Origin of the sequence: Kitasatospora sp. NPDC048286 (assembly GCF_043201735.1) — a bacterium.
Taxonomy (GTDB): domain Bacteria; phylum Actinomycetota; class Actinomycetes; order Streptomycetales; family Streptomycetaceae; genus Kitasatospora.
The window spans coordinates 554,336-577,903 of the sequence record NZ_JBICZE010000002.1; the positions used below are offsets into that span (position 1 = coordinate 554,336).

22 protein-coding genes, 1 tRNA gene and 1 pseudogene are annotated in these 23,568 nt (G+C 73.4%); 8 read left to right on the forward strand and 16 right to left on the reverse strand.

What is annotated here, in order from left to right; genetic code table 11:
- Positions 1–88: 88 nt before the first annotated feature.
- Together ACGF13_RS06815 and ACGF13_RS06820 are read left to right on the forward strand one after the other, a co-directional pair.
- Positions 89–571: a hypothetical protein gene (locus ACGF13_RS06815; protein WP_392869650.1), complete on the forward strand. Its 483-nt coding sequence runs from the start codon at positions 89–91 to the stop codon at positions 569–571.
- A 120-nt stretch (positions 572–691) separates the two neighbouring features.
- A complete protein-coding gene (locus ACGF13_RS06820) occupies positions 692–1,552 on the forward strand; it encodes a helix-turn-helix domain-containing protein (RefSeq protein WP_392869652.1) in 861 nt (286 codons plus the stop codon).
- On the opposite strand, the gene ACGF13_RS06825 is transcribed toward ACGF13_RS06820, so the two are convergent.
- The gene (locus ACGF13_RS06825; protein ID WP_392869654.1) at positions 1,549–2,019 is read right to left on the reverse strand and encodes a hypothetical protein; all 471 of its coding nucleotides are present in this window, start codon (positions 2,017–2,019) and stop codon (positions 1,549–1,551) included. The two genes, ACGF13_RS06820 and ACGF13_RS06825, sit on opposite strands and share 4 nt — an antisense overlap.
- Positions 2,020–2,216: 197 nt before the next feature.
- The gene (locus ACGF13_RS06830; protein WP_392869656.1) at positions 2,217–3,209 is read right to left on the reverse strand and encodes an Lrp/AsnC family transcriptional regulator; all 993 of its coding nucleotides are present in this window, start codon (positions 3,207–3,209) and stop codon (positions 2,217–2,219) included.
- 166 nt (positions 3,210–3,375) lie between these two features.
- Here ACGF13_RS06830 and ACGF13_RS06835 point away from each other — a divergent pair, with 166 nt between their 5' ends.
- The gene (locus tag ACGF13_RS06835; protein WP_392869658.1) at positions 3,376–4,179 is read left to right on the forward strand and encodes an inositol monophosphatase family protein; all 804 of its coding nucleotides are present in this window, start codon (positions 3,376–3,378) and stop codon (positions 4,177–4,179) included.
- An 85-nt stretch (positions 4,180–4,264) separates the two neighbouring features.
- Here ACGF13_RS06835 and ACGF13_RS06840 read toward each other — a convergent pair whose 3' ends face one another.
- The 6 genes from ACGF13_RS06840 to ACGF13_RS06865 all read right to left on the reverse strand — a co-directional run bounded on the left by ACGF13_RS06840 (position 4,265) and on the right by ACGF13_RS06865 (position 11,220).
- Complete coding sequence (locus ACGF13_RS06840) at positions 4,265–5,185, reverse strand: amidohydrolase family protein (protein WP_392870093.1); 921 nt, start codon at positions 5,183–5,185, stop codon at positions 4,265–4,267.
- Positions 5,186–5,226: 41 nt separating this feature from the next.
- Positions 5,227–6,861: an acyl-CoA dehydrogenase family protein gene (locus tag ACGF13_RS06845; RefSeq protein WP_392869659.1), complete on the reverse strand. Its 1,635-nt coding sequence runs from the start codon at positions 6,859–6,861 to the stop codon at positions 5,227–5,229.
- Positions 6,845–7,573: a TetR/AcrR family transcriptional regulator gene (locus ACGF13_RS06850; protein WP_392869661.1), complete on the reverse strand. Its 729-nt coding sequence runs from the start codon at positions 7,571–7,573 to the stop codon at positions 6,845–6,847. The genes ACGF13_RS06845 and ACGF13_RS06850 overlap by 17 nt, the downstream gene beginning before the upstream one ends.
- A 162-nt stretch (positions 7,574–7,735) precedes the next feature.
- Complete coding sequence (locus ACGF13_RS06855; RefSeq protein WP_392869663.1) at positions 7,736–9,286, reverse strand: S28 family serine protease; 1,551 nt, start codon at positions 9,284–9,286, stop codon at positions 7,736–7,738.
- A 217-nt stretch (positions 9,287–9,503) separates the two neighbouring features.
- Entirely contained in the window at positions 9,504–10,379 is an 876-nt protein-coding gene (locus ACGF13_RS06860) for a serine protease (protein WP_392869665.1), read from the reverse strand.
- 211 nt (positions 10,380–10,590) lie between these two features.
- Positions 10,591–11,220, reverse strand: a complete 630-nt coding sequence (locus ACGF13_RS06865) for a TetR family transcriptional regulator (protein WP_392869666.1) — start codon at positions 11,218–11,220, stop codon at positions 10,591–10,593.
- Positions 11,221–11,340: 120 nt separating this feature from the next.
- Between ACGF13_RS06865 and ACGF13_RS06870 the strand changes: the two genes are divergently transcribed.
- The 3 genes from ACGF13_RS06870 to ACGF13_RS06880 all read left to right on the forward strand — a co-directional run bounded on the left by ACGF13_RS06870 (position 11,341) and on the right by ACGF13_RS06880 (position 13,053).
- Positions 11,341–11,496, forward strand: coding sequence for a hypothetical protein (locus tag ACGF13_RS06870; RefSeq protein WP_392869668.1), 156 nt, complete (start codon positions 11,341–11,343; stop codon positions 11,494–11,496).
- A gap of 107 nt (positions 11,497–11,603) precedes the next feature.
- Positions 11,604–11,927 (forward strand): DUF4190 domain-containing protein, encoded by a 324-nt coding sequence (locus ACGF13_RS06875; RefSeq protein ID WP_392869670.1) that lies wholly within the window; start codon positions 11,604–11,606, stop codon positions 11,925–11,927.
- 241 nt (positions 11,928–12,168) lie between these two features.
- Positions 12,169–13,053, forward strand: coding sequence for a metallophosphoesterase family protein (locus tag ACGF13_RS06880; protein WP_392869672.1), 885 nt, complete (start codon positions 12,169–12,171; stop codon positions 13,051–13,053).
- A gap of 138 nt (positions 13,054–13,191) precedes the next feature.
- Here the strand turns inward: ACGF13_RS06880 and ACGF13_RS06885 are convergent, their stop codons facing one another.
- From ACGF13_RS06885 to ACGF13_RS06920, 8 genes and pseudogenes are all read right to left on the reverse strand, one after another.
- Positions 13,192–13,485 carry an SHOCT domain-containing protein gene (locus ACGF13_RS06885; protein WP_392869674.1) on the reverse strand — a complete coding sequence of 98 codons (294 nt, stop codon included), beginning with the start codon at positions 13,483–13,485 and terminating at the stop codon, positions 13,192–13,194.
- Between the two features lie 223 nt (positions 13,486–13,708).
- Positions 13,709–14,386, reverse strand: coding sequence for a response regulator (locus tag ACGF13_RS06890; protein ID WP_392869676.1), 678 nt, complete (start codon positions 14,384–14,386; stop codon positions 13,709–13,711).
- Entirely contained in the window at positions 14,383–15,687 is a 1,305-nt protein-coding gene (locus tag ACGF13_RS06895) for a sensor histidine kinase (RefSeq protein WP_392869678.1), read from the reverse strand. Before ACGF13_RS06895 ends, ACGF13_RS06890 begins: the two co-directional genes overlap by 4 nt.
- A 120-nt stretch (positions 15,688–15,807) precedes the next feature.
- On the reverse strand, positions 15,808–18,378 hold the full coding sequence (locus ACGF13_RS06900; protein WP_392870096.1) for an ATP-dependent Clp protease ATP-binding subunit: 2,571 nt from the start codon (positions 18,376–18,378) through the stop codon (positions 15,808–15,810).
- Between the two features lie 142 nt (positions 18,379–18,520).
- Complete coding sequence (locus tag ACGF13_RS06905; RefSeq protein WP_392870099.1) at positions 18,521–19,225, reverse strand: VIT family protein; 705 nt, start codon at positions 19,223–19,225, stop codon at positions 18,521–18,523.
- Positions 19,226–19,486: 261 nt separating this feature from the next.
- Positions 19,487–19,987: pseudogene (locus ACGF13_RS06910) on the reverse strand (HAD family hydrolase); the annotation flags it as partial.
- Between the two features lie 154 nt (positions 19,988–20,141).
- Complete coding sequence (locus ACGF13_RS06915) at positions 20,142–21,404, reverse strand: IS256 family transposase (protein ID WP_392869680.1); 1,263 nt, start codon at positions 21,402–21,404, stop codon at positions 20,142–20,144.
- A gap of 213 nt (positions 21,405–21,617) precedes the next feature.
- Positions 21,618–21,689: transfer RNA gene (locus ACGF13_RS06920), tRNA-Val, on the reverse strand.
- Positions 21,690–21,886: 197 nt separating this feature from the next.
- On the opposite strand from ACGF13_RS06920, the gene ACGF13_RS06925 reads away from it, so the two are divergent.
- Entirely contained in the window at positions 21,887–23,257 is a 1,371-nt protein-coding gene (locus ACGF13_RS06925) for a hypothetical protein (protein WP_392869682.1), read from the forward strand.
- A gap of 73 nt (positions 23,258–23,330) precedes the next feature.
- Entirely contained in the window at positions 23,331–23,552 is a 222-nt protein-coding gene (locus tag ACGF13_RS06930) for a zinc ribbon domain-containing protein (RefSeq protein ID WP_392869684.1), read from the forward strand.
- Positions 23,553–23,568 lie beyond the last annotated feature (16 nt).

A 23,568-nucleotide genomic window follows, 5' to 3' on the forward strand; every position in this document is an offset into this window, starting at 1 on the left:
ATAAGCGGTGTTAGCGTGCCTGGTCGTGGGCACGCCGAACGCGCGCCCGCCGACCAGCTGCCCACCGGATTCAAAAGGGTGCCCCGCCATGGCCAAGTTCCTGCTGAGCCTGCACGTCCTCGTGTCGGTCCTGTTCATAGGCCCGGTCGCGGTGGCCGTCAGCATGTTCCCCCGCCGGGCGAAGGCCGCGCTGGCCAGCGGACCGGACCGGGCCTCCGACGCCGGTGTACTGCGCGTGCTGCACCGGATCACCCAGGTCTACGCGCTGCTCGGGGTCGCGGTGCCGGTGCTCGGCATCGGCCTGGCCCAGGTGATGGACGTGCTCGGGCAGTCCTGGGTGATCGTCTCGATGGTGCTGACCGGCCTCGCCGCGCTCGCACTGCTGCTCTTCGTGCTGCCCGGCCAGCAGGCCGCCGTGGACGCGCTCGAACTGGACCCGTCGGACGAGCAGCACGGCAAGGCCGTCAGCGGTCTGAAGCTGCTGCCGATGACCGCCGGGGTGTTCAACCTGCTGTGGGCCGTGGTCGTGGTGATCATGGTCATCCGCCCGGGGTCGAGCACCGGCGTCTGAGCCGCCGCTCCCCTGCTCCCCTGCTCCCTGGCTCCCCGGCTTTCGGGCCGCTGGTCCCCGGCCCCTGATCGCCACCGCCCCCTCCCGCCGACCGGGGTCGTTCGAGTACCGTCCTGGGCCATGACGATCATGGCGGGCATGGGCAGCCCGACGGGAACCGGCGTCGGCCCGCTGCTGCGCGGCTGGCGGGAGCGACGACAGCTCAGCCAACTGCAACTGGCGCTGCGGGCCGACTCCTCGGCCCGCCACCTCAGCTTCGTCGAGAACGGCCGCTCCCGGCCGAGCCGGGAGCTGGTGCTGCGGCTGGCCGAGCACCTGGACGTGCCGGTGCGCGAGCGCAACACCCTGCTGCTCGCGGCCGGCTACGCCCCGCACTACCCCGAGACGCCGCTGGACGACCCGTCGATGGCCGCGCTGCGCGGCGGGCTGGAACGGCTGCTGGCCGCCCACGACCCGTACCCGGCGGTGGTGGTCGACGGCTCCTTCCGGGTGCTGGCGGCCAACCGCGCGCTCGGACTGCTGCTGGACGGCATCGCCCCGCACCTGCTGGAGCCGCCGCTCAACGCGATCCGGATCACCCTCCACCCGGACGGGCTGGCACCGCGCATCCTCAACCTTCGGCAGTGGCGGCAGCACCTGCTGGAGCGGATGGAACGGCAGCTGGAACTGGTGCGGGCCGAGCCGCTGCGCCGGCTGTACGAGGAGGTCCGCGGCTACCCCGAGCCGGCCGGCGACCCCGTGGACGACCCGGGCGCGGGCGGCGGCGCGGCTGCGGGCGCTCCGGGGGGCGCCGACGGGTTCCCGTTCGCGCTGCCGATGCGGGTCCGGCACGACGGGCAGGTGCTCTCCTTCCTCTCCACCATCGCCACCTTCAACACCCCGCTGGACGTCACCGTCTCCGAGCTGGCCTTGGAGACCTTCCTGCCGGCCGACGCGGAGACGGTGCGGTTCCTGCAAGCCGCGATCGGGCCGGACCGTTAGCCCTGGGCCCGGGTCTGACCCCGGGTCTGGGCCCGGGTCCGGCCTTGGGCCCGGCGCCGCAGGGCGGTGAACTGGAGGACGGCGAACAGGCCCACCGCCGCGGCCTGTGCCGGGATCCAGACGAACCCGGCGGTGGTCGGCTCCAGCCACAGCTCCATCGCGACCAGGCTGAGCACCACCCAGACGAGGTTGAGGTCGATCACGGCCCGCACCCCGAGCACCGGCGGCCGCCGACGGGCGGCCAGCGCGCCGACCGCGAGCGCGTAGCCGAGGAGGAGGAGCCCGAGGTCGACCAGGGTGGTGCGGCCGGCGCCGAGCAGTTCGCCGAGCGGGCCGGAGAAGGCCAGGTAGGCGAGGCCGTTGCCGCCGGTGACCAGGGCGTCCAGGGTGAGGGCACCGCGCACCGTCCACGGCGAGAAGGCGGAACCGGGTCGGGCGGGCGTGAGGGTGTTCGCGTGGGCGGACATGGCGGATCGCCTCCTGTCAGGGGGTGGGAGCCCGGGGCCGTGGCGGCCGCACCGGATGCCACCACCCTGCCCGGTGGGGCGGCGGGCGTCGATTACCCCTCAGGTAACGGCGGGCCGGGGGCAGGGCTGCGGGGCCGGGCCGGGGAGCCGGGCCGGGGGCTGAGGGCCCGTCTCCCCCGCGGGTGACGACCGGCCCGCTACGGCCGCCGGGCCGGCTGCCGGAGCAGGACGCCGGCCCGCTTCACCGCGCGGGCCGTGATGGTGGTCTCGGCCCGGGCGGCACCGAGCGGGCCGAGGGTGTCGGTGAGGAAGCGGTACAGCTCGCCGTGGTCCGGACAGAACACCGTGGCCAGCAGGTTGGCCGGGCCGCTGGTGGCGAACACCCCGTGCACCTGCGGGTGCCGGGCCAGCGCCGTGCCGACCTCGGCGATCCGGCCGGGCGGCACGTCCAGCCAGAGGTTGGCGTCCACGGCCATGCCGAGCAGCCGCGGGTCCACGGTGGCATGGGTGCGCAACAGCCCGGCCTCGTCCAGCCGGTGCAGCCGGCGGCGCACCGTGGACTCGGGCGCGCCGACGGCCGCGGCCAGCACGGCGTGGGACTGCCGGGCGTCCTCGCCCAGCCGCTCCAGCAGCGCGCGGTCGAGGCCGTCCAGCGGCGGCGGCGCGGTGGGGCGGGGAGCGGTGGGCCTGGCGAGTGCGGCGGCCTCCTCGTCGGTGAGGTACCCGGCCCGCCACTGCCCGGCGTCGGCGAAGGCGTGCAGCACGGCGTGAGTGGTGGTCTCGGTGACGGCACCGGTCGCGGGCAACTGCCCGTACAGCAGCCGGTCGCGGGAGCCGGCGTCGGTGAGCACCACGGCGCCCACCTCGTGGCCGCCGAGCATCACGTCGACGAACGGGACGTCGGAGCGGTCGGCGAGGGCCTGGGCGATGGCGTCCACCCGGCCGCTCAGCACCCGGACCCGCAGCAGCAGCGCGCCCACGGCGGCGTCCTCGACGTCCGGCAACCGGACCACCCGCAGCACCCCGGCCTGCCGCATCCGGCCCAGCCGGCGGGTGACCGTCCGGGCGGAGACTCCCAGCACCCCGGCGATCCGGCCGGGCTCGGCCCGTCCGTCCACCTGGAGGGCGCACACCAGGCGGCGGTCCAGGGTGTCCAGCACGCTGTCCGGATCGGCGATGGAGAGGTCCATGGTGTCCGATTCCCGTTACTTTCGGCAGCAGTCGCGTCCTGATCGGCAGCCTGACGGTACTCCTTGTCCCGACCGGCCGGAGCAAGCGGAGCGGCCGGAGCGGACGCCGGGCCGGAGCCCCTCCCGGCGTGAGGAATCGAGCGTGAGGAATCGAGGAGGAGTCGCCGTGACGAAGGAACTGTGGACGCTGGCGGACGGTGTGGAGGCCGCGGTGCGCGAGGTCGGGGCGGGGCTGGCGGCACGCCGGTCCGCCGACCCGGTCACGGCGCGGACCATCGAGGAGGCGGCGGCCGCCTTCGCCGAACTGGACGGCCCGGCCGCCGCGGCGTTGCGGGAGCGGCTGACGGCGCTGCGTCCGCAGGCCGGCTGGGTGCCCGAGGAACTGGACGGCACGGTGCCCGCGGAGGGCGAGTGGTGGCTGTGCGACGCGACCGACGGCGCGGTGCAGTACCTGCTCGGGCAGCCGCACTGGGCGGTGACCGCCACCCTGGTGCGGGACGGCACGGCGGTACTGGCCGTGGTGCACGCCCCGGAGCAGGACGGCCGCACCTACCGGGCGGTGCTCGGCGGCGGGGCCCGGCTGGACGGGCGGCCGATCGCGCCGATGGAGCGGGAGTTGGCCGTCACCGTCGCCGCCACCAGCCAGCCGCCGCGGGTGGCCGCCGACCCGGTGGCGCTGCGCCGGGCGGGCGAGTCGCTGTCCGCGATGGCGGGAGCGGTCCTGGCGGTACGCAACCTCGGCCCGACCGCGCTCCAGGTGGCCCAGGTCGGCTCGGGGCACCTGGCGCTGTTCTGGGAGTACGGCCTCGACGCGGGCAACCTGTTGCCCGGCGCGCTGATCGCGCGCGAGGCGGGCGCGGCGGTGACGGACGCCGCCGGGTCGGCCTGGACGGCCGGCTCCGACGGCTTCCTCGCCGCCGCGCCCGGGCTGCACGCTCGGGCGCTGGAGGTGCTGCGGACGGTGCGGTGATCGGTGGTGCGGTCTTCGGTGGTGCGGGACCTGTGGCGCTGGCCTGTGCTGCCGGATCAGTGGTGCCGGCTCGGTGGTGCGGTGATCAGCCTTCGGGCTTGATGCCGAAGAGGGCGGCCGCGTTGTCATGGCAGACCGCCCGTAGCCACTCCTCCCCCAGCCCCAGCCCGGCCAGCGCCTCCAGCTGGTGGACGTACCGGTAGGGGATGTTGGGGAAGTCGCTGCCGAGCAGGACGCGGTCCGCCAGCCCGCGCAGGCGCGGCAGTTCCTCGCGCGGGAACGGGTCGTCGGCCTCGGCGAAGTCGGTGAACGCGATGGTGGTGTCCAGCCGGACGGCCGGGTGGCGCTCGGCCAGGTCGAGGAAGCCGCGGTACTCGGGCATCCCGAGGTGGGCGACCACCACGACCAGGCCGGGGTGCCGCTCCAGCACCGCGCCGATCGGGCCCGGGCCGGTGAACCTGCCCGGCACCGGCCCGGATCCGCAGTGGGTGACCACCGGGGTGCCGGTCTCGGCGAGCAGCCCCCAGACCTCGTCCAGCAGCGGGTCCGCCGGGTCGTAGCCGCCGACCTGGAGGTGCGCCTTGAACACCCGGGCACCGTCCTCGATCGCCCGGGCCACGTAGCGGGGCGCCTCGGGCTCGGGGAAGAAGGTCGCGGTGTGCAGGCAGTCCGGGGTGCGGATGGCGAAGTCGGCGGCCCAGGCGTTCAGCCAGCCGGCCATGCCGGGCTTGTGCGGGTACAGCATGGACGTGAACGCCCGGACGCCGAAGTCCCGCAGCCGCCGGACCCGTTGCTCCTCGGCCTCGCGGTAGGTGATCGGCCAGGGACGGTTCACCAGCGGACCGGCCGCGTCGAAGTAGGCCCACACCTTGTCGAGGACGTTCTTCGGCATGAAGTGGGTGTGCACGTCGATCAGCCCGGGCAGGCCGAGCGCCTGCCAGAACTCCCTGACCTTCTCGGCCTCCTGGCCGTCCGTTTCCGGACCGTCCGCCTCGTGGCCGTTCACCGCCCGGTCGTTCGCCGTTCGGTCGTTCGCCGCTCGGTCGTTCACGCGGGCACCGGCAGGGCGCGGTCGATGATCGCTCCGGTGTCGACCCCGGCCGGCAGGGTGCCGAAGGCCGCCCCCTGGTCGCCGCCCAGCCGGCTCGCGCAGAACGCGTCGGCCACCGCCGGGCTGCCGTAGCGGACCAGCAGCGAGCCCTGGAAGGCCAGCGCCATCGACTCGACCAGTCGGCGGGTGCGGTACTCCAGGTCGCCCAGGTCGGTCAGCTCCTTGCGCAGCGCGGCGACGGCCGCGTCCAGCCGGCGGTCCGCACCCGCGGCGGCGTCGAGTTCGCCGAGGAAGGCCTCCACGCTCTCGGGACGCTTGGCCATGGCGCGCAGCGCGTCCAGGGCGGCGACGTTGCCGGACCCCTCCCAGATCGACACCAGCGGCGCCTCCCGGTAGAGCCGGGGCATCCCGGACTCCTCCACGTAGCCGTTGCCGCCCAGGCACTCCAGCGCCTCGGCGGAGTGCGCCGGACCGCGCTTGCACACCCAGTACTTGGCCACCGCCAGGCCCAGCCGCCGGACCAGCGCCTCGTTCCCGTCCCCGGCGAGGGTGCGGTCGGTGGCCTGGGCGAGCCGCATGGCGACGATCGTGGCCGCCTCGGACTCCACCACCAGGTCGGCGAGCACGTTGCGCATCAGCGGCTGGTCGACCAGCGCCTTGCCGAACGCCCGCCGGTGCAGGGCGTGGTGGACCGCCCGGGTGGCGCCGTAGCGCATGCCGGAGGCCGCGCCGATGGTGCAGTCCAGGCGGGTCATGTTGACCATCTCGATGATGGTCGGGACGCCCCGCCCCTCCTCGCCGACCAGCCAGCCGACCGCGCCGTCGTACTCCAACTCGGCGGAGGCGTTGGACTTGTTGCCGAGCTTGTCCTTGAGGCGCATCAGCTGCAGGCGGTTGCGGCTGCCGTCCGGCAGGACGCGCGGCAGCGCGAAGCAGCTGAGGCCGCCCGGCGCCTGGGCCAGCGTCAGGAAGAGGTCGGACATCGGGGCCGAGGTGAACCACTTGTGGCCGGTGAGCCGGTAGGTGCCGTCCGGCTGCGGAGCGGCGGTGGTGGTGTTGGTGCGGACGTCCGAGCCGCCCTGCTTCTCGGTCATCGACATGCCGGCGATCAGCCCGCGCTTGGTGCGCGGCTCGCGCAGCCCGAAGTCGTACTCCCGCGCGGCCAGCAGCGGCTCCAACTCGGCGGCCAGCGCGGGGTTGGCGCGCAGCGCCGGGACGGCGGCGTAGGTCATCGAGATCGGGCAGGTGTGGCCGGCCTCGACCTGGCCCCAGACGAAGAACCCGGCGGCACGGGCGGAGTGCGCGCCGGGACGCTCGTCACGCCAGGGCGCGGCGTGCAGGCCGTACGAGACGGCAGTGCGCATCAGCTCGTGCCAGGCCGGGTGGAACTCGACCTCGTCGACGCGGTTTCCGAAGCGGTCGTGGGTGCGCAGCACCGGCGGGTTCTCGTTCGCCTGCCGGCCCCACTCGGCGGCCTGCTCGGAGCCGGCCAGCCGACCCAGCTCGCGCAGCTCGGGCTCGGCCCAGCCGGCGTCGGCCCGCTGGAGGGCGGCGAGCAGGGTGGGGTCGGCGGCGGTGTCGTGTCCGTACGGCAGGGGCACCTGGTTGGTGACCTCATGCGTCGCTGTCATCGCGTCCTCCCAGGGCACGCAGGGTGAAGGAGACCAGGGCGGGGACCACCGTGGTGTTCTTGCTGTGTTCGGACTCGCCGTTTCCGGGCTCGCTGTGCCCGGGCTCGCTGGGTTCGGGCTCGCTGGGTTCAGGCCCGCCGTTCCCGGACTCGCCAGGTCCGGGCCGGGCGGTTCCGACCGGTGCGGCGGCGAGCGGGCCGGCCAGCGCCTCGCCGACCGCGCCGACCAGGGCGGCCGCGGTCAGCACCGGGTCCTGCTCGGGCAGTTCGCCGCTCGCCACCGCGGCGGCGATCTCGGTGGCGATCACGTCCCGGAACGCCCGCCGGAACACCAGGCGCTCCTCGTCCACGACCGCGTCGGCCGGCTCGACCAGCAGCGCGTACGCCAGCCGGGGTGCGCGCAGGGCGCGGGCGGCGAAGGTCTCGACCACGGCGGCGATCCGCTGCCGCGGGGTGCCCCGGAGCGCGACGGCGGCGTTGACCGCGTCGATCTCGTGCGTGACCACCCGGCGGAACAGCTGCACCGACAGCTCGGCCTTGCCGCTGAAGTGCTGGTAGAGGCTGCCGGTGGCGATCCCGGCGCGGTCCGCCACGGCGGCCATCGTGCAGCCGCCGTAGCCGCGCTCGGCGAGCAGGCCGACCGCTGCCTGGAGCACCGCTTCGCGCTGGGCGTCCAGGCGGGCTTGTACGGCGGGCGTGCGTCGGTAGGCCATGGAAGCATTGAAGCACTGATTCACTGCTTCGGGGAGGGGCCGGTCCGCTGCTTCTTCGGCTGTGCCCGCCGTTCCCCGAACGACGCGAGGAGGCCGCCCCGGAACCCGGGGCGACCTCCTCGACTGCGTGCCTGGTGGTGCGGCCTGCTGCGCGCGTCGGCGTTACAGCGGGCGGCGCTCCTGCTCCAGCCGCTGGCCCTCGACGTCCAGCGGGCCGAAGTCCGCACCCGCCCGCGGCGACTTGGCGAGCGAGCGGGCGGCGTTCGGGTCGCTCAGGCCCGCCCACTCCAACACCTTGGCGGTGGCCTCCGCCGACTGCGCGGCGGGCAGCTGCCCGATCTTGGAGCCGTGGTTGCCGCCGGGCACGGTGTAGACGTAGCTGTCCTCGCTGCCCCGGCCGAGGCGGAACGGCTTGGCACCCCACGGGTCGTTGCCGCCGTAGACGTACATGATCCGCTCACCCTCGCGCTTCACCCAACGGTCGATGTCGGGCATCGCGTTCGGGTTGAAGACGGTCGGGATCTCCTTCGGCACGTAGCTGCGGACCGAGTAGAGCTCCTTGTAGTCGTAGTGCAGCACGCCCTTGAGGTGCGAGACGTCGAAGAACGGCGCGCCCAGCTCGGTCGCGGCCTGGTAGTAGTACGCGGTGTACTTCGCCAGCGACTGGTCGCTGTTGCCGGTGATGCCGGACTGCGAGTCGAACCAGGCGTACAGCTCGTCGTCGGTCGCGGTGGCCGCCACCGGGACCTTGGCGCAGTCGGACTCCAGGCTGTACTGCCAGAACGCCCAGACCACGTCCAGCACGCCGGCCTCGTACGCGCGGTCCGGGGTGCCGAGGGTGTTGAAGGTGGAGCCGGCCGCCTTGTTGTCGGCGACGTAGCGGGCCTCCAGGCGGTCGCGGCGCACCAGCAGCTCGCGCTGGGCGTCGTTCAGCCGGGCCCGGCACTCGGGCGTGCCGACGGTGCGGAAGAACTCGCTGTACGCCGCGTAGTCGTTGACGTTGGTGTTGTTCGGCGCGACGTAGGCGATCGTGCCGGCCACGTCGTCCGGGTAGAAGCGGCGGTAGTAGGTCGAGGACATGCCACCCTTGCTGGCGCCGGTGGACAGCCACTCCTCCTGGTAGATCCGCTTGAGCGCGGTCACCAGCCGGTGCGAGTCCGCGGCGCCCTGGCGGATGCCGGCCTTGGACCAGTCCGCCGGGTCCGGGCGGGAGGGGGTGAAGAACCGGTACTCGATGGACACCTGGTTGCCGTCCACCAGCCGGGTCGGCTCGGTGCGGGACGGGCTGGTGCCCAGGGTGTAGCCGTTGGTGTAGAAGACGGTCGGGTGGTCGTAGCCGCGGTGCAGCAGGCTGAAGCGCTGCTGGAAGGTGCCCAGCCAGGGGCGGTTGTGGTCGATCGGCTGGGTGTAGGTGGCGATGAAGTAGCGGTGACCGGTGGTGGTCGGCTTCTCCTCGGTGACGGTCACCCCGGGGATCGCCGCCAGGCGGTCCTTGATGTCTGCGGTCGGGTCGTCGGCGGGGCTCCGGCCGTGGCGGGAGCCGTTGCCCTGGTCGTTCTGGTCACCCTGGTCGTTCTGGCCGCCCTGGTCGCCCTGCGCGCCCTGGGTGGCGCTCCGGCCGTCGGCGGCGGACGCCGGGCTCGCCAGGCCGCCGACCGCGAGCAGCGGTATCAGCAGGGCGGAGGCCAGCAGTCTTTTCACGGTGGTGGTCATCAACTCTCCATATCTGCGGTGCAGGTGGTGCGATCGGTACGGCGGCCGGTGTGACAGGCAGTACGGCGGCCGGTGTGGCAGGCGGTACAGCGGTCGGTACGGCAGTCGCTACGGCAGGCGGTACGGCGGCCGGCCGATGGACGGCCGAATGGGCCACCCGCCGTTCGCGGATGGCCCATCGGGAGGAAAGTGCTGGTCAGCGGGGTTGCCTGGTGCTCTACGGGCGGGGCAGGGTGCAGCCCGGGAGGGTGAGGTCGAAGCGGTTGCCGGCGGCGAAGCAGGCCGGTATCCCGTAGGTCTCCTGGGCGTAGCCGATGCCCGGGCGGACCGTCACCGCGCCGTTCTGGTCCACCTCGCAGGGGTTGTCCAGGGTGCAGGTCTCGCCGTTCTCGTTGATCGTGTTGTTCACCGCGACCACCTGGTTGGTCGAGGCGTCGACCACCGGCGAGCCGGAGGTCCCTCCGATCACGTTGCAGGTGGAGGTGTAGCGGAGCGAGTCCTTGAAGGTCCAGTCGGCTTCCTTCAGCCGGTAGGCGAAGCCGTCGACCGAGCAGGAGTAGATCTTCTTCCAGTAGCCGGAGACGACCTTGATCGAGGTGCCCTGGACGGGGTGGGTGGCCGCGATCGTCAACGGGGCTATCCCGTACCGGGACTGGATCGAGGCGTAGGTGGTGTTCAGCTGGTAGATCGACACGTCGGTGTCGGTCATCGCGCCGTACACGATCTTGGTCGCGCGCAGCGTGGCGACACCGCTGCCGCTCGCGTTGAGCAGGGTGAAGCTGCGGCTGGAGGACTGGTTGAGGACCACCTGGCCCGGGCCGGGCATGCCGGTCTCCAGGCAGTGCCCGTTGGAGAGCACGAGGGCCGGGTCGCTCGCGGCCGAGCCGGGCATCCGCACCAGCGAGCCGGAGCAGTTGCTGAGTGCGACCGTCCCGGCGAAGTTGACGGCGGCGACGGGCTTGGCGACGGACTTGTCAGCGGACGTGACAGACGTGGCGGCAGGGGCGGCGGCCTGAGCCGGAACGCCACCGACGAAGGCGGCGGCCCCGGCGACCAGGAACGTGGCGACCGTGCCTATGAGCGGCTTCTTCATGAGAGACCTCTCGCTGTGGGGGTCCACGGGTGGGGGTGCACCAAAGCTGTCGCGGACATGACCCACTGTCAAGAGTCAAAGCAACACCAAGAACCGCCCAAGCCTCAATGGCCGGTTACCGCCGCCACCCGGCACGAGGCTCGGCCCGCCTCGGCCCGCGACCCGGCCCACCCGTCACGCGAAGTGACCGTCAACTCCCCGACGGAGGCGCTCAGCCCGCCTGCCAGTGCTCCCGGCCGATGCTGATCAGGCGCAGCTGGAGACGCGCGGCGGCGGCGATCCGCTGCTCCCGCGCCGGGTCCGTCTCCAGCGCCTCCAGGAAGGCGGCGGCCGTGGAGACCATGTGGTCGACGTACAGCTCGGCGAGCATCCGCAGGTCCTGCTCGCTCCACCCGCGCGACTCCGGCTGCAGCGCGAGGGCGGTTCCCACCTCGGCGGCGAAGCGGCCGAGTTCGGCGTCGATCGCCTCGCGCACCTGCCGCACTCCGCCGTGCCGCTCGCGCGCCAGGAAGCGTACGTGCCCCCGGTGTTCGCGGACGTGCCGCTCGATCACGTCCACCGCACGGTCGATCAGCTCCTCGGCACCGCCGGACTCGGCGAGCACCGAGCGGATCATGACGTGCAGGCTGGCCAACGACTCCTCGACCAGCGCCACCCCGAGGGCGGCGAGGTCCGGGAAGTGCCGGTAGAAGGCGGCCGGCGAGAGCCCCGCCTCCCGGGTGACCTCGCGGACGCCCAGGCTCGCCAGGTTCTGATCGGCCAACAGGTGCAGCCCGGCGTCCAGCAATGCCCGCCGACTCTGCTGCTTCTGGGCCTGCCTGGCCCCAACGGTGTGACTCACGCCATTCAGTAAACATTCGTTTGCCGAACTTGGCCAGCCGGGCATACAGTGAGGACGAAGTCAGTGAACAGTTGTCAACCGAAATCGGCGCAGTCCCAGCCGCAGCCGAAGGAGCCAGCCGTGATCCTGCTCTCCGCCCTCGTCGCCATGGGCATCCTGACCGGCACCGCCGCCCACACCTCGCTCCCGGTCTTCCTCACCGCCTCCGCCGCCATCACCGCCTGGCTGCTCGCCTTCGGCGCACGCGAGGGCATCGCCCGCCTCCGGCACCGCTGACCCGGCCGCACCGCCGACCCAGCCGCACCGCCGACCCAGCCGCACTGCCGACCCGGCCGCTCCGCGGACCGCCCCGCGGCCACTCCCCAGAGAGGACCCGCACCACCATGAGCATCGTCACCGACCGCCAGGCGATCGGCCCTCGGAGCACCAGCCGCCCGGAGACCCACAGCCAGGCGACCACCCGTCAGAGCCCCGCCGAGGCCGACGGCCTCGCCATCGCCTCCTTCCTCCTCGGCCTGCCCGGCCTGCTGCTGTTCAACATCGTCCTCGGGCCGATCGCCATCACCCTGGCCACCCTGGCCCTGCTCCGCGGCACCCGCCGACGCGGCCGCGCCCTCCTCGGCCTGACCCTCGGCATCACCTCGCTGGCGATCCTCGCCGTCACCACCGTCACCTCCCACGGGGTGATCATCGACATCGGCTCCTGAACCCGATCCAACTCCCCTTGCGCTACCGACTCCTGACTCCGTCTCCCCCTCCGCTCCGCTCCCCCGGCCCGCGCCTCCCGTTCGTCTCCGCGCCACCGTCCGCCCCTGAAGCACCGGGCGGACCTCGACTCCCGAGCCGACGGTTCGAACGACTGATCCCGTCAACCCGCCCCGATCCCCCGGCCCGCCACATAGAGTGGGCCCATCGGCCGCACCGGCCGGACGACCTCAGGGGGCCGGAGTGACCACGGAGAACCGCAGCGCCGCACAGCCGACGCGGCCCACCCCGACGGGGGGACGGCTGCTCGCCGTGAGCGATCTGCACATCTCCTACCAGGAGAACCGCGACCTGGTGGAGAAGCTCCAACCCTCCCACCCCGACGACTGGCTGCTCGTCGCCGGTGACGTCGCCGAGCTCACCACCAGCATCGAGTGGGCCCTCGGCCTGCTCGCCGAACGCTTCGCCCGCGTGGTGTGGGTCCCGGGGAACCACGAGCTGTGGACCCACCCGGAGGACCCGGTCCAGCTGCGTGGGGTGGAGCGCTACGAACACCTGGTAGAGCTGTGCCGCCGGCTCGGCGTGGTGACTCCCGAGGACCCGTACCCGCTCTGGGAGGGCCCCGGCGGACCGGTCCGCATCGTCCCGCTCTTCCTCCTCTACGACTACACCTTCCGTGCTCCCGGCACGACCACCAAGGAGGCCTCCCTGGCGGCCGCCTACGAGAGCGGCATCGTGTGCGCGGACGAGCGGATGCTCTACCCGGACCCGTTCCCGGACCGCGACTCCTGGTGCCGCGAGCGCGTCCGGCTGACCGAGAAGCGGCTGGCGGCCTGTGACCCGGACGTCCCGCTCGTCTTCGTCAACCACTACCCGCTGGTCCGGCAGCCCACCGAGATCCTCTGGTACCCCGAGTTCGCCCAGTGGTGTGGGACCGAGCTGACCGCGGACTGGCACACCCGGTTCAACACCGCGGCGATGATCTACGGCCACCTCCATATCCCGCGCCGGACCACCTACGACGGCGTCCCGTTCACGGAGGTCTCGCTCGGCTACCCGCGCGAGTGGCGCAAGCGCGGCCTGCCGGACCCGCTGCTGCGGGACGTCTTCCCGCAGGCCGCGGGCTGAGCCGCCCCGCCACCGCCTTCGTTCCGCCGCCTCCTGCCGCCTCGCCTCCGGCTCGGCCGAGGTCGGCGCCGCCGACGCCGTGGCCCTTCACAGTGTCGGCGGGGCCGACCGCGGCGCCCCGCACGACCTCCGGGGTGGTCACCTGGCGCCACCTCCCCCGGCGTCGCCCTTGGACGACTCGCTGAGTACGGCCCGCTTGGCGCGGTACTCCTCGGCGTCGATCTCGCCCTCGGCGTAGCGGCGGCCCAGGACGGCCAGCGGATGCTCCGCCGCGGCCCCGGCTCCGAACCCGGCTCCGAACCCGCAGGCGCGCCGCCGCCAGACCGTGCGGCGCAACAGCGCGATCACCAGGACCACCACGGCGATCCAGGCCAGAGGGATCAGCAGGATCCACGGGCCGGGGCCGTACCAGTCGGCCAGCTGGGTGTACATGGTTGGTTCAACTCCTCGGTGGTGGGCCTCCAGGACCTCGAGTGGTTCCCGAGATGCCTAGAGCGTCCCTCAGAGAGGTCTCATCACGCGTCCCACCAGCGGCGGCAGTTGGGATACTCCCCGGAGAGTAGGCACCGTCCGCGACACGCCGGGCCGGAAGCAGGCCCGCTCACGGAGCAAGACCCGCTCACGGACGGCGACCCGCTCACGGACCATGCCCCGCTCAGCCCAACCACCCCGGCCGCACCAGCCCCGACTCGTAGGCCAGCACCACCAGTTGCGCCCGGTCCCGCGCGCCGACCTTCACCATCGCCCGGCTGACGTGCGTCTTCGCCGTCAGCGGGCTGACCACCAGCCGCCGGGCGATCTCCTCGTTGGACAGCCCCATGCCGACCAGCGCCAGCACCTCGCGCTCCCGCTCGGTCAGCATCGAGATGTCCGGCAGCCCCTGCGGCCCGGCCTCGGGTGCCTTCGACCGGGCGGCGAACTCGCCGATCAGCCGCCTGGTGACCCCCGGCGAGAGCAGCGCGTCCCCCGCGACGGCGACCCGGATCGCCCGCAGCAGGTCGGCCGGCTCGGTGTCCTTGACCAGGAAGCCCGCCGCCCCGGAGCGCAGCGCCTCGAAGACGTACTCGTCCAGCTCGAAGGTGGTCAGCACGACCACCCGCACGGAGGACAGCGCAGGGTCCTCGGCGATCCTCCTGGTCGCCTCCAGCCCGTCCATCCGCGGCATCCGGATGTCCATCAGCACGACGTCCGGCACGAGTTCGCGGGCGAGCCGCAGCGCGGCCTCCCCGTCGTCCGCCTCGCCGACCACCGTGACGTCGTCCTGGAGGTCCAACAGGGCCCGGAAGCCCGCCCTGACCAGCAGTTGGTCATCCGCCAGCAGTACCCGAATCAATCGCTCTCCACCTTCGGTGTCGGCAGCTCGGCCCGGACCCAGAAGCCGCCGTCGGGCAGCGGCCCCGCGCTGATGGTGCCACCGAACGCCGCCGCGCGTTCCCGCATCCCGACCAGCCCGCTGCCGGATCCGCCCGCGTCACCGAGCACCGCCGGCCCCGGGTCCTCCACCCGGACCACCAGCACGGCCTGGTCCGTCCAGTCCAGCACCACGACCGCCTGCCGGGCCGCCGAGTGCCGGACCACGTTGGTGAGCGCCTCCTGGACGATCCGGAAGGCGGTGAGGTCGACGGTGGCGGAGAGCGCTCGCCGCTCGCCGCGCTCCTGCACCTCCGCCTCCAGGCCCACCCGGTCCGCCTGCTCGGTGAGTTCGTCCAACCGGTCCAGCCCCGGGGCCGGCCCGCGCGGCGCCGCCCCGGGCCCACGCAGCGTGGCGAGCACCTGGCGGACCTCGCCGAGCGCCTCCTTGCTGGTCGACTTGATGGTCACCAGCGCGCTGCGGGCCTCCTCCGGCCGCCGGTCGAGCAGCGCGAGCGCGACCCCGGCCTGGATGTTGATCAGCGACAGGCTGTGCGCCAGGATGTCGTGCAACTCCCGGGCCATCTTGAGCCGTTCGTCGTCGGCCCGGCGCTCCTCCAGCTGCTGTCGGTAGGCCCGGTGGGCGGCGAACCGCTCGCGCCGGAACCGGACCAGCTCGCCGCCCGCCATCACCAGCAACAGCCAGGCCAGCAGCCCGAGCTCCTGCGGCCAGACGCTGCCGGACGGCGGGGCGGCGCGCTGCCAGCTCTCCGGCAGGGCGAAGGAGCCGAGCAGGTGCACCAGGTAGACGCCGCCGGCGCCGGCCCAGGCCGCCCGGCGGTGCCCGGAACCGATCGCCACGCAGCAGGCGATCAGCCAGCTCACGAAGACCGGCCCGTACGGGTACCCGGCGGCCAGGTACCCGGCGGTGACCACCGAGGTGCCGGCCACCACCGCGACCGGCCGGCGGTGACGCAGCACCAGCAGGGCCGGCCCGATCAGCAGCAGCAGGTAGCCGAAGGCGTCCAGCGGGGCCCGCCCGTGCTGTTCGTGCGCGGCGAAGGTCGAGCCGACCACCTGGAGCACCGCGACCGCCGCCGCGACCCCGAGCGGGTACCCCGCCCCGGCCGCACGCGCCCACGGCGGGCGCCACGGCTCGGGCGGCTCCTCGGGCGGCTCTTCGGACGGCCGCTCCGGTGGCTTCCCGGGCGGCTGCCCCGGTGGCTGTTCCGCCGGCCGCCGCGCCCGGGGCGGCTCGGTCGGCGGGGGCGTGAGCGGCATCATGCCCACAAGCTAGACCCGCGCCCCGTCACCACGCGTCCTCCACCAGTGGCGTTCAGGCGTACTCCCGCTGGAGTACGCCCCCGGGAAGTACGCCCTCGGGAAGTACGCGGCCGGTCGTCCTCAGCCCTCCGCGGCGGCCGCGCCGGCCCCGGCCTTCGCCTCCGCCTCCGCCTCCTCGAAGGTCGCCGACGCCTCCGGCCGCGCCAGGGTGACCACCAGCTCCCCGTCGCTCACGTCCGCGATCAGGGTGTCCCCCTCCCGCACCGAACCGTCCAGCAGCAGGTTGGAGATCCGGTTGTCCAGCTCCGACTGGATCGTCCGGCGCAGCGGCCGGGCCCCGAACTCCGGTTGGTAGCCCAGGTTGACCAGGTACTCCTTGGCCGCCTCGGTGACGTCCAAGTGGACGTCCTGGGCCCGGAGCCGCCGCCGGCTGCGCTCCAGCAGCAGGTCCACCACCGACAGCAGGTGCTTCCGGGTGAGCGCGTGGAAGACGATCACCTCGTCGATCCGGTTGAGGAACTCGGGACGGAACTGCTGCCGCAGGTCGCGCATCAGGTCGTCCCTGAGTGTCTGATCAGGAGCTCCGCTCCGGGCATCCACGTTCCCGACACGGTCGAGGATCCGCTGCGAACCGATGTTGCTGGTCATGATCACCACGGTGTTGCGGAAGTCGACCGTACGCCCCTGGGAGTCGGTCAGCCGCCCGTCGTCCAACACCTGGAGCAGCAGGTTGAAGACGTCCGGGTGCGCCTTCTCCACCTCGTCGAAGAGCAGCACGCTGTACGGCTTGCGGCGCACCGCCTCGGTCAGCTGCCCGGCCTCCTCGTAGCCGACGTACCCGGGCGGGGAGCCGACCAGCCGGGAGACGGTGTGCTTCTCCTGGAACTCGCTCATGTCGAAGCGGATCATCCGGTCCGGGTCGCCGAACAGCAGCGCCGCCAGCGCCTTCGCCAGCTCGGTCTTGCCGACGCCGGTCGGGCCGAGGAAGAGGAAGGAGCCGGTCGGCCGCTCCGGGTCGCCCATCCCGGCCCGGCCGCGGCGCACCGCCTGGGCGACGGCGGTGACCGCCTCCTCCTGACCGATCACCTTCTCGTGCAGGTGCTCCTCCAGCTTGAGCAGCCGCTCCCTCTCCGTCGCGTTCAGCTCCGCGACCGGGATGCCGGTCCGGGAGGACAGCACCTGCGCGATGTCGTCGGCCGTCACGTCGACGACCCCCTCGTGGGACTCGGTGATCGCCGCCAGCTCGTCCTCGGTCTGCCGCAGCTCGGTCTTCAGGTTGGCGGCCCGGACGAACTCCTCGTCCGCGACGGCCTCCTCCAACTCCCGCTTCAGCTTGGTGATCCGGCCCTGCACCCCGGTCGCCTCGGTGGACCCGCTCAGACTGCGCAGCCGGACCCGCGCACCGGCCTGGTCCAGCAGGTCGATCGCCTTGTCGGGCAGGAAGCGGTCACTGACGTACCGGTCGGAGAGCGTCGCGGCGGCGTCCAACGCCTCGTCGGTGAACCGCACCTGGTGGTGCGCCTCGTACGCGTCACGCAGCCCCTGGAGGATCTCGATCGTCTCCTCGACGCTCGGCTCGGGCACCAGCACCGGCTGGAAACGGCGCTCCAGCGCGGCGTCCTTCTCCACGTGCTTGCGGTACTCGTCCAGCGTGGTCGCGCCGACCACGCTCAACTCGCCGCGCGCGAGCGCCGGTTTGAGGATGTTGCCGGCGTCCATCGAGCCCTCGCCGCCGCTGCCCGCGCCGACCACGGTGTGCAGCTCGTCCAGGAACAGGATGACGCTCTTCTCGGCCGCGGTGACCTCGTCGATCACGTTCTTCAGCCGTTCCTCGAACTCGCCCCGGTACTTGGAGCCGGCCACCAGCGCGGTCAGGTCGAGGGTGACCACCCGCTTCTCCCGGAGGCTCCGGGGCACGTCCCCGGAGACGATCCGCTGGGCCAGGCCCTCGACGATCGCGGTCTTGCCGACACCCGGCTCGCCGATCAGCACCGGGTTGTTCTTGGTCCGCCGGGAGAGGATCTCGACGGTCTGCTCGATCTCCTCGGCCCGCCCCACCACCGGGTCCAGCCGGCCCGAGCGCGCCTCCTCGGTGAGGTCGCGCCCGTACTCGTCCAGCGTCGGCGTCTCGCTCGGGTGGGCTCCCGTGCTGCTGCGCTCACCGCCGGTGCCGTGCCCCTCCAGCACCGACTTCAGCGCCTCCTGCGAGGGTGCGGCGTTGCGCAGCGCCACGCCGGCGCCCGAGCGCTCCTGGTCGAGCAGCGCGCCGAGGATGTGCTCGGGACCGATGTACGAGGCGCCGACCTCCTGCGAGCGGGCGTGCGCGGCGAGCAGCGCGCGCTTGGCCGAGGGGGTGAGCGCCGGCCGGCCGTCCACCACGTCGGGGCTTCCGGACGGCAGGGCGTGCTCCAGGTCGCCGGAGAGCCGGTCCGGGTCGATGCCGGCCCGCTCCAGCATCCGGCGCGAGGGCTCCACCCGGGTGGCCGCCCAGGCCAGGTGCGCGGTGTCGAGGTCGCTGGAGCCGTCCTCGGCGGCCCGCCGCGCGGCCAGCGTCAGCAGTTCCTGCGAGGACTCGCTGAGCAGCCGCCCGATCGGCACCCGCTGCACGGCGGGCGGAGAGGCCAGCGGGCTCATCCCGAAGAACCGGCTGAGCAGATCGGAGAACGGATCGTTCGATCCGAACGGGGGCATGGTCACGGCGATTCACCTCTCCCAAGCGGTTTGCAGCCACACAAACACAGGCCGCACCCGCTCGCCTGTCGAGCCGCCCGGCGCCGTCACCCGGCGTGCCCGGGCCGCGCCCGCGCCCGGTCGGCAGGCCGGGGGCACAAGGTCACCCCGTGACCTGCTCCAGCAGCACACCGCCGCTGTACGTCACCGCCATCGCCAACAACCCGCCCACGACGTTGCGCAGGACCGCCCGCCCCGGGCCGGCACCCCCCAGCCGGGCGCTCGCCCAGCCCGACAGGGTCAGCGCGGCCACCACCGCCGCCACCGTCACCTGCAGCCGCCACGACTCCGGCGGCAGCAGCACCGCCAGCAGCGGCACCAGCGCGCCCAGCGTGAACGCCGCCGCACTGGCCAGCGCCGCCTCCCAGGGGTTGGTCAACACGTCCGGGTCAATGCCGAGTTCGGTCTGCGCGTGAGCGGCCAGCGCATCCCGCTCGGTCAGCGCCATCGCCACCTCCCGGGCCAGCCCGTCCGTCAGCCCGCTCCCCCGGTAGTAGTCGGTCAGCTCGTCGAGCTCACCCTCCGGGTCCTCCGCGAGCTCCCGCCGCTCCTGCGCCAACGCGGCCCGCTCGGTGTCCCGTTGGGTGCTGACCGACACGTACTCGCCGGCCGCCATCGACATCGCCCCCGCCAACAGCCCGGCCACCCCGGCCGCGAGCAGCGCCGTCCGCGAACCCGCCGCCCCCGCCACACCGGTCACCAGACCGGCCGTCGACACCACGCCGTCATTGGCCCCCAGCACGGCCGCCCGCAGCCAGTTCAGGCGCGAGGACAACTCCGCCCGCGACTCCCCGACCTGCTCAGCCATCCGCCACCGCTCCCAGGGGTCCGTCCGGTCCCCCCGATCCTCACCCGGCGCCCCGACCCCCGCCACCCACACCCGCACGCCGCCCAGCGGTTCGTCCGACAGGCGCGCGACGATCTCGCACTCCGTCTGCATCGCCTGCACCACGCTCCGGTCCAGCACCGGCGCCAGCGCCCGCCGCAGGTCCTCCGGCCCTCGGTAGCGCACCCCGGTCATGCCCATCGCCACCGCCGCGTCCACGTTCTCCTGCCGGTCGTCCACGAACAGGCACCGCTCCGGCGCCATGCCCGCCCGCTCGACGGCGATCTCGTAGATCCGCCGGTCCGGTTTGGCGCTGCCCACCCGGGAGCTGTTCACCACCTCGTCCGCCAGGTCCGTCAGCCCCAGCAGCGCCAGGTCCTCGTCCAGCCACACCGTCGCATTGGTCACCAGCACCACCCGGCAGTGCTCCCGTGCCCGCCGCAGCAGGCCCACCACCACCTCGTCCGCCCGGAACGGCGAGTCCGCGAACGCCTCCGCCAGCCCGCGCGCCCGCGCCCGCGTCACCCGGCCGGCCAGCCCCCGCGCGATCGAGTCCACCCACTCCGCCTTCCCGATCCGCCCGAGCAGCAACGGCAGATCGTTCTCCGGCGCGAACCCGATCGCCGCCGTACTCCCCTCCCCCAGCCCCGCCGCCCGCTCCAACGCCGCCACCCGGTCCCCGTCGAAGAACCGGATCACCCCGTCCACATCGCACAGCACCGCATCGAACGCCCTGGTCAGCATCCCCCCTCCCTACCACCGGCCCGGGCCCGGCCCACGGCCGGGCCCGGGTACGACCGACGGGGACCAGCAGGTGCGGCGGGACTATCACGATCTAGGTGTACGGCACCCGGTTGGGCTAGGTGTTGATCTTCCTGGCGGGCGTGGGCCGGGTGGCCTACGCCCGTCCGGCTGACAGGCGTCCGTCGAAGGCGATGTCGAAGGCGTTGAGGGCGGCCATCCAGCGGTTGCTCCAGCGTTGTCGGCCGCGTCCGCTGGGGTCGAGGGCGAGGGTGGCCAGGTAGAGCCGTTTGAGGGCGGCCTGGTCGTTGGGGAAGTGGCCGCAGGCGCCGGCGGCCCGGCGGTAGCGGGAGTTGAGGCTCTCGATGGCGTTGGTGGTGCAGATGATCTTGCGGATCTCGGCGTCGAAGGCGAGGAAGGGGACCATCTCGGACCAGGCCTTCTCCCACAGTCGCACCACGGCCGGGTAGGTCGCCTCCCAGGCGGCGGCGAACTCGGCGAACCGGTCCAGGGCCGCCTGCTCGTTCGGCGCGGTGTAGACGGGCTTGAGATCCCGGGCCACGGCCGCCCAGTCCCGCTTGGCCGTGTAGCGGAAGGAGTTGCGCAGCAGGTGGACGATGCATGTCTGGACCACGGTCTGGGGCCAGACCTGGGCGACCGCGTCGGGCAGGCCCGCCAGACCGTCGCAGATGAGGATCAGGCAGTCCTTCACACCGCGGTTCTTGATCTCGGTCAGGACCGACTGCCAGTACTTGGCGCCCTCGCCGCCGCTGGAGGTCCACAGACCCAGGATGTCGCGGTAGCCGTCGGCAGTGACGCCCAGGACCACGTAGACGGGCCGGTTGGCGACCTGGCCGTCGCGGACCTTGATGTTCACGGCGTCCACGAACAGGACCGGGTAGACCGCGTCGAGGGGGCGCGTGCGCCAGTCGGCCATGCCTTCCAGGACCCGGTCGGTGATGGTGGAGACGGTCTCCTTGCTGGTCGCCATGCCGTAGACCTCGGCCAGGTGCGCGACGATCTCCCCGCTGGTCAGGCCCTTCGCGGTCAACGAGACCACGAGGTTGTCCAGGCCCTCGGTGCGGCGCGCGTGCCGGGGCAGGACCTTCGGTTCGAACGTGCCGGCCCGGTCCCGGGGCACTTCGAGGGTGACCGGCCCGGCCTCGGTCATCACGGTCTTCATCCGGTAGCCGTTGCGCGCGTTGCCGCCCTTGCGGGCCGAGCGGCCCGGCTCCGCGGTCGAGGCCAGGTGCTCGTCCATCTCGGCTTCCAGGGCTTCCTGGAGCAGGTGCCGGGTCAGTTGCTGGAGCAGCCCGCCCTCACCGAGCAGTTGCATCCCGCCGGCCCTGGCCTGCTCGGCCGCCAGCTCGGCGACCGACGCCACCACATCCGACCCGCCGGTGTTCTTCCTCGGACCCATGTCCAAGGCATCGGCGTCTGCGGACTCCGACGAAACCGTTCCATCAGGAACCGACCCGATCTGGTGATCCGTCAGCGAGCTCATCAGTGTCTCCCTTGATCAGGGTGTCCACCTGATTCATGACACTCCCGGTGCGGCAGATCGGCAGGACACCGGAAACGGCCGAGGGCCGGTCCGGGAGGTGTACACCTCCCGGACCGGCCCTCGGGTCTGTGGGCGCGGACGGTTTCGAACCGCCGACATCTGCTTTGTAAGAGCAGCGCTCTACCACTGAGCTACGCGCCCCCCGTCGTGGCCCGGCGGGCGCACGACGAGTGCCTAGGGTACCTGGTCCCGGGGGGTGGTGGGGGACGGGTGTCAGGTGGGGCGGCGGGTGAGGGGGCGGGGCGCGGTGGGGTGGGCGGGGTGGGAGGGGGTGACGGGCCGGTGGGGGGATCGGGGAGAATGGGGCCGGATCAGCGGTTCGGAGCAGGGAGCGCGCAGTGACGGTGGCCGGCGGGAGCGGGCGGGGGCGGCGTCGGGCGGGGAGTGCGCTGGCCGACGCACTGGTGTTGCCGGTGGTGCTGGCGGGTGCGCTGGGGGCGGTCGGGCTGGCCTCGGCCGGGAGTACCGGCTGGTGGGGCCGGCGCGGCGGCGGTGAGGGCGGACGGGCGCAGGCCCGGGAGGCCCGGGCGGCTGCCCAGGAGGCGTTCTACGAGCTGGAGGAGACCCAGCGCGAGGTGCAGCTCGCGGTGGAGACGGTCCGCGCGGCCGAGGAGGGCCATACGGCGCAGCGCGCGCTGGCCGATCTGGCGGCGATCTCAGGTCGGGTCGAGCAGGTCACCGTGAACTACCTCGCCGCGCTCGACGCCCACAACCTGGACAGCGAGACCCTGGACGCGGGCACGGCCGCGCAGGCCAAGCGCCTCCTGGAGGACGTGAAGGGCCAGCTCGGCTCGGCCCGGGCGGAGCTGAACGACTTCCTGCGCCGCCTGCAGCCGACCATCCAGCACGCCGAGCAGCAGCTGATGCGGGTCACCCCGGCGGTCGAGCAGGCCAAGCGCGCGCTGCTCGCGGCCACCACCGCGCTGGACGAGGCGCGCGGCGTCGGCCTGCGGGCGGACGACCTGGCGGCCCGGCTGGCGGAACTGGCGCCCGAGCTCGGTCGGCTGAACGAGGGCCCGGCCCGGCACGGGGTCACGGGCACCCTGCGGCGCGCGGACGACGTGAAGCAGCGCGCCGAGGCGATCGCCGCCGACGCCGGGCAGCTGCCGGAGCGGGCGCGGGAGATCGACCGGCGGGTGGCGAGCCTGCGCACCCGCATCCAGGCACTGGAGACCAAGGCCGAGACGGTCGAGCCCGCCCTGAGCGAGCTGCGCCGCCGGTTCAGCACCGCCTGCTGGCAGGATCTCCAGCGGGTCTCGGAGCAGGTCGCGGAGACCGGGCGCGCCGCCGAGCGCAAGCTCGCCGAGGCCGCCCGGGCCCGGGACGAGCAGCGCTGGGCGGACGCCACTGCCGCGATCGGGACGGTCCGCGCGCTGCTGGAGACCGCCGACGGCTCGGTGTCCGCGGTGAACGACCGGCTGCGGCAGCTGAACGAGGTGCAGCACGACCCCAACCGGGAGATCGAGCGCGCCCGCTTCGCGATCCGGGACGCCCAGCGGCTGGCGATGGCCGGGCGCAGCGCGCCGGACCCGCGGCACGCCGCCCCGCTGGACGAGGCGGTGGCCCGGCTGGACCGCGCGGTGGCCGTGCTGGAGGCGGCCGGCCGGCACCCCGACTACTGGCACTTCCTGACCGAGCTCGCGGCGGTGCGGGACACGGCGGCCCGGGTGATCGAGCTGATCCGCGGGGACCTCGGCGGCCACCGGTAACGCGCGGCCGGGCGACTATCGCCAACACCGTGACCGGGCGACCGGTGGGCGCCCCGCTGGGTACGCTGCCGGTATGCCTCGCTACGACTTCCGCTGCCGCTCCTGCGGCGCCACCTTCGAGCTCCGCCGTCCGATGGCCCAGGCCAACGATCCCGCCGTCTGCCCCCAGGGCCACGAGGACACCGTGAAGCTGCTGTCCACCGTCGCCGTCACCGGCGCGGCCGGTGCCCAGCCGGCCCCCGCCGCCGGGGGCGGGGGCGGCGGGGGTTGCTGCGGCGGCGGCTGCTGCGGCTGACCCGACCCGGAAGCCG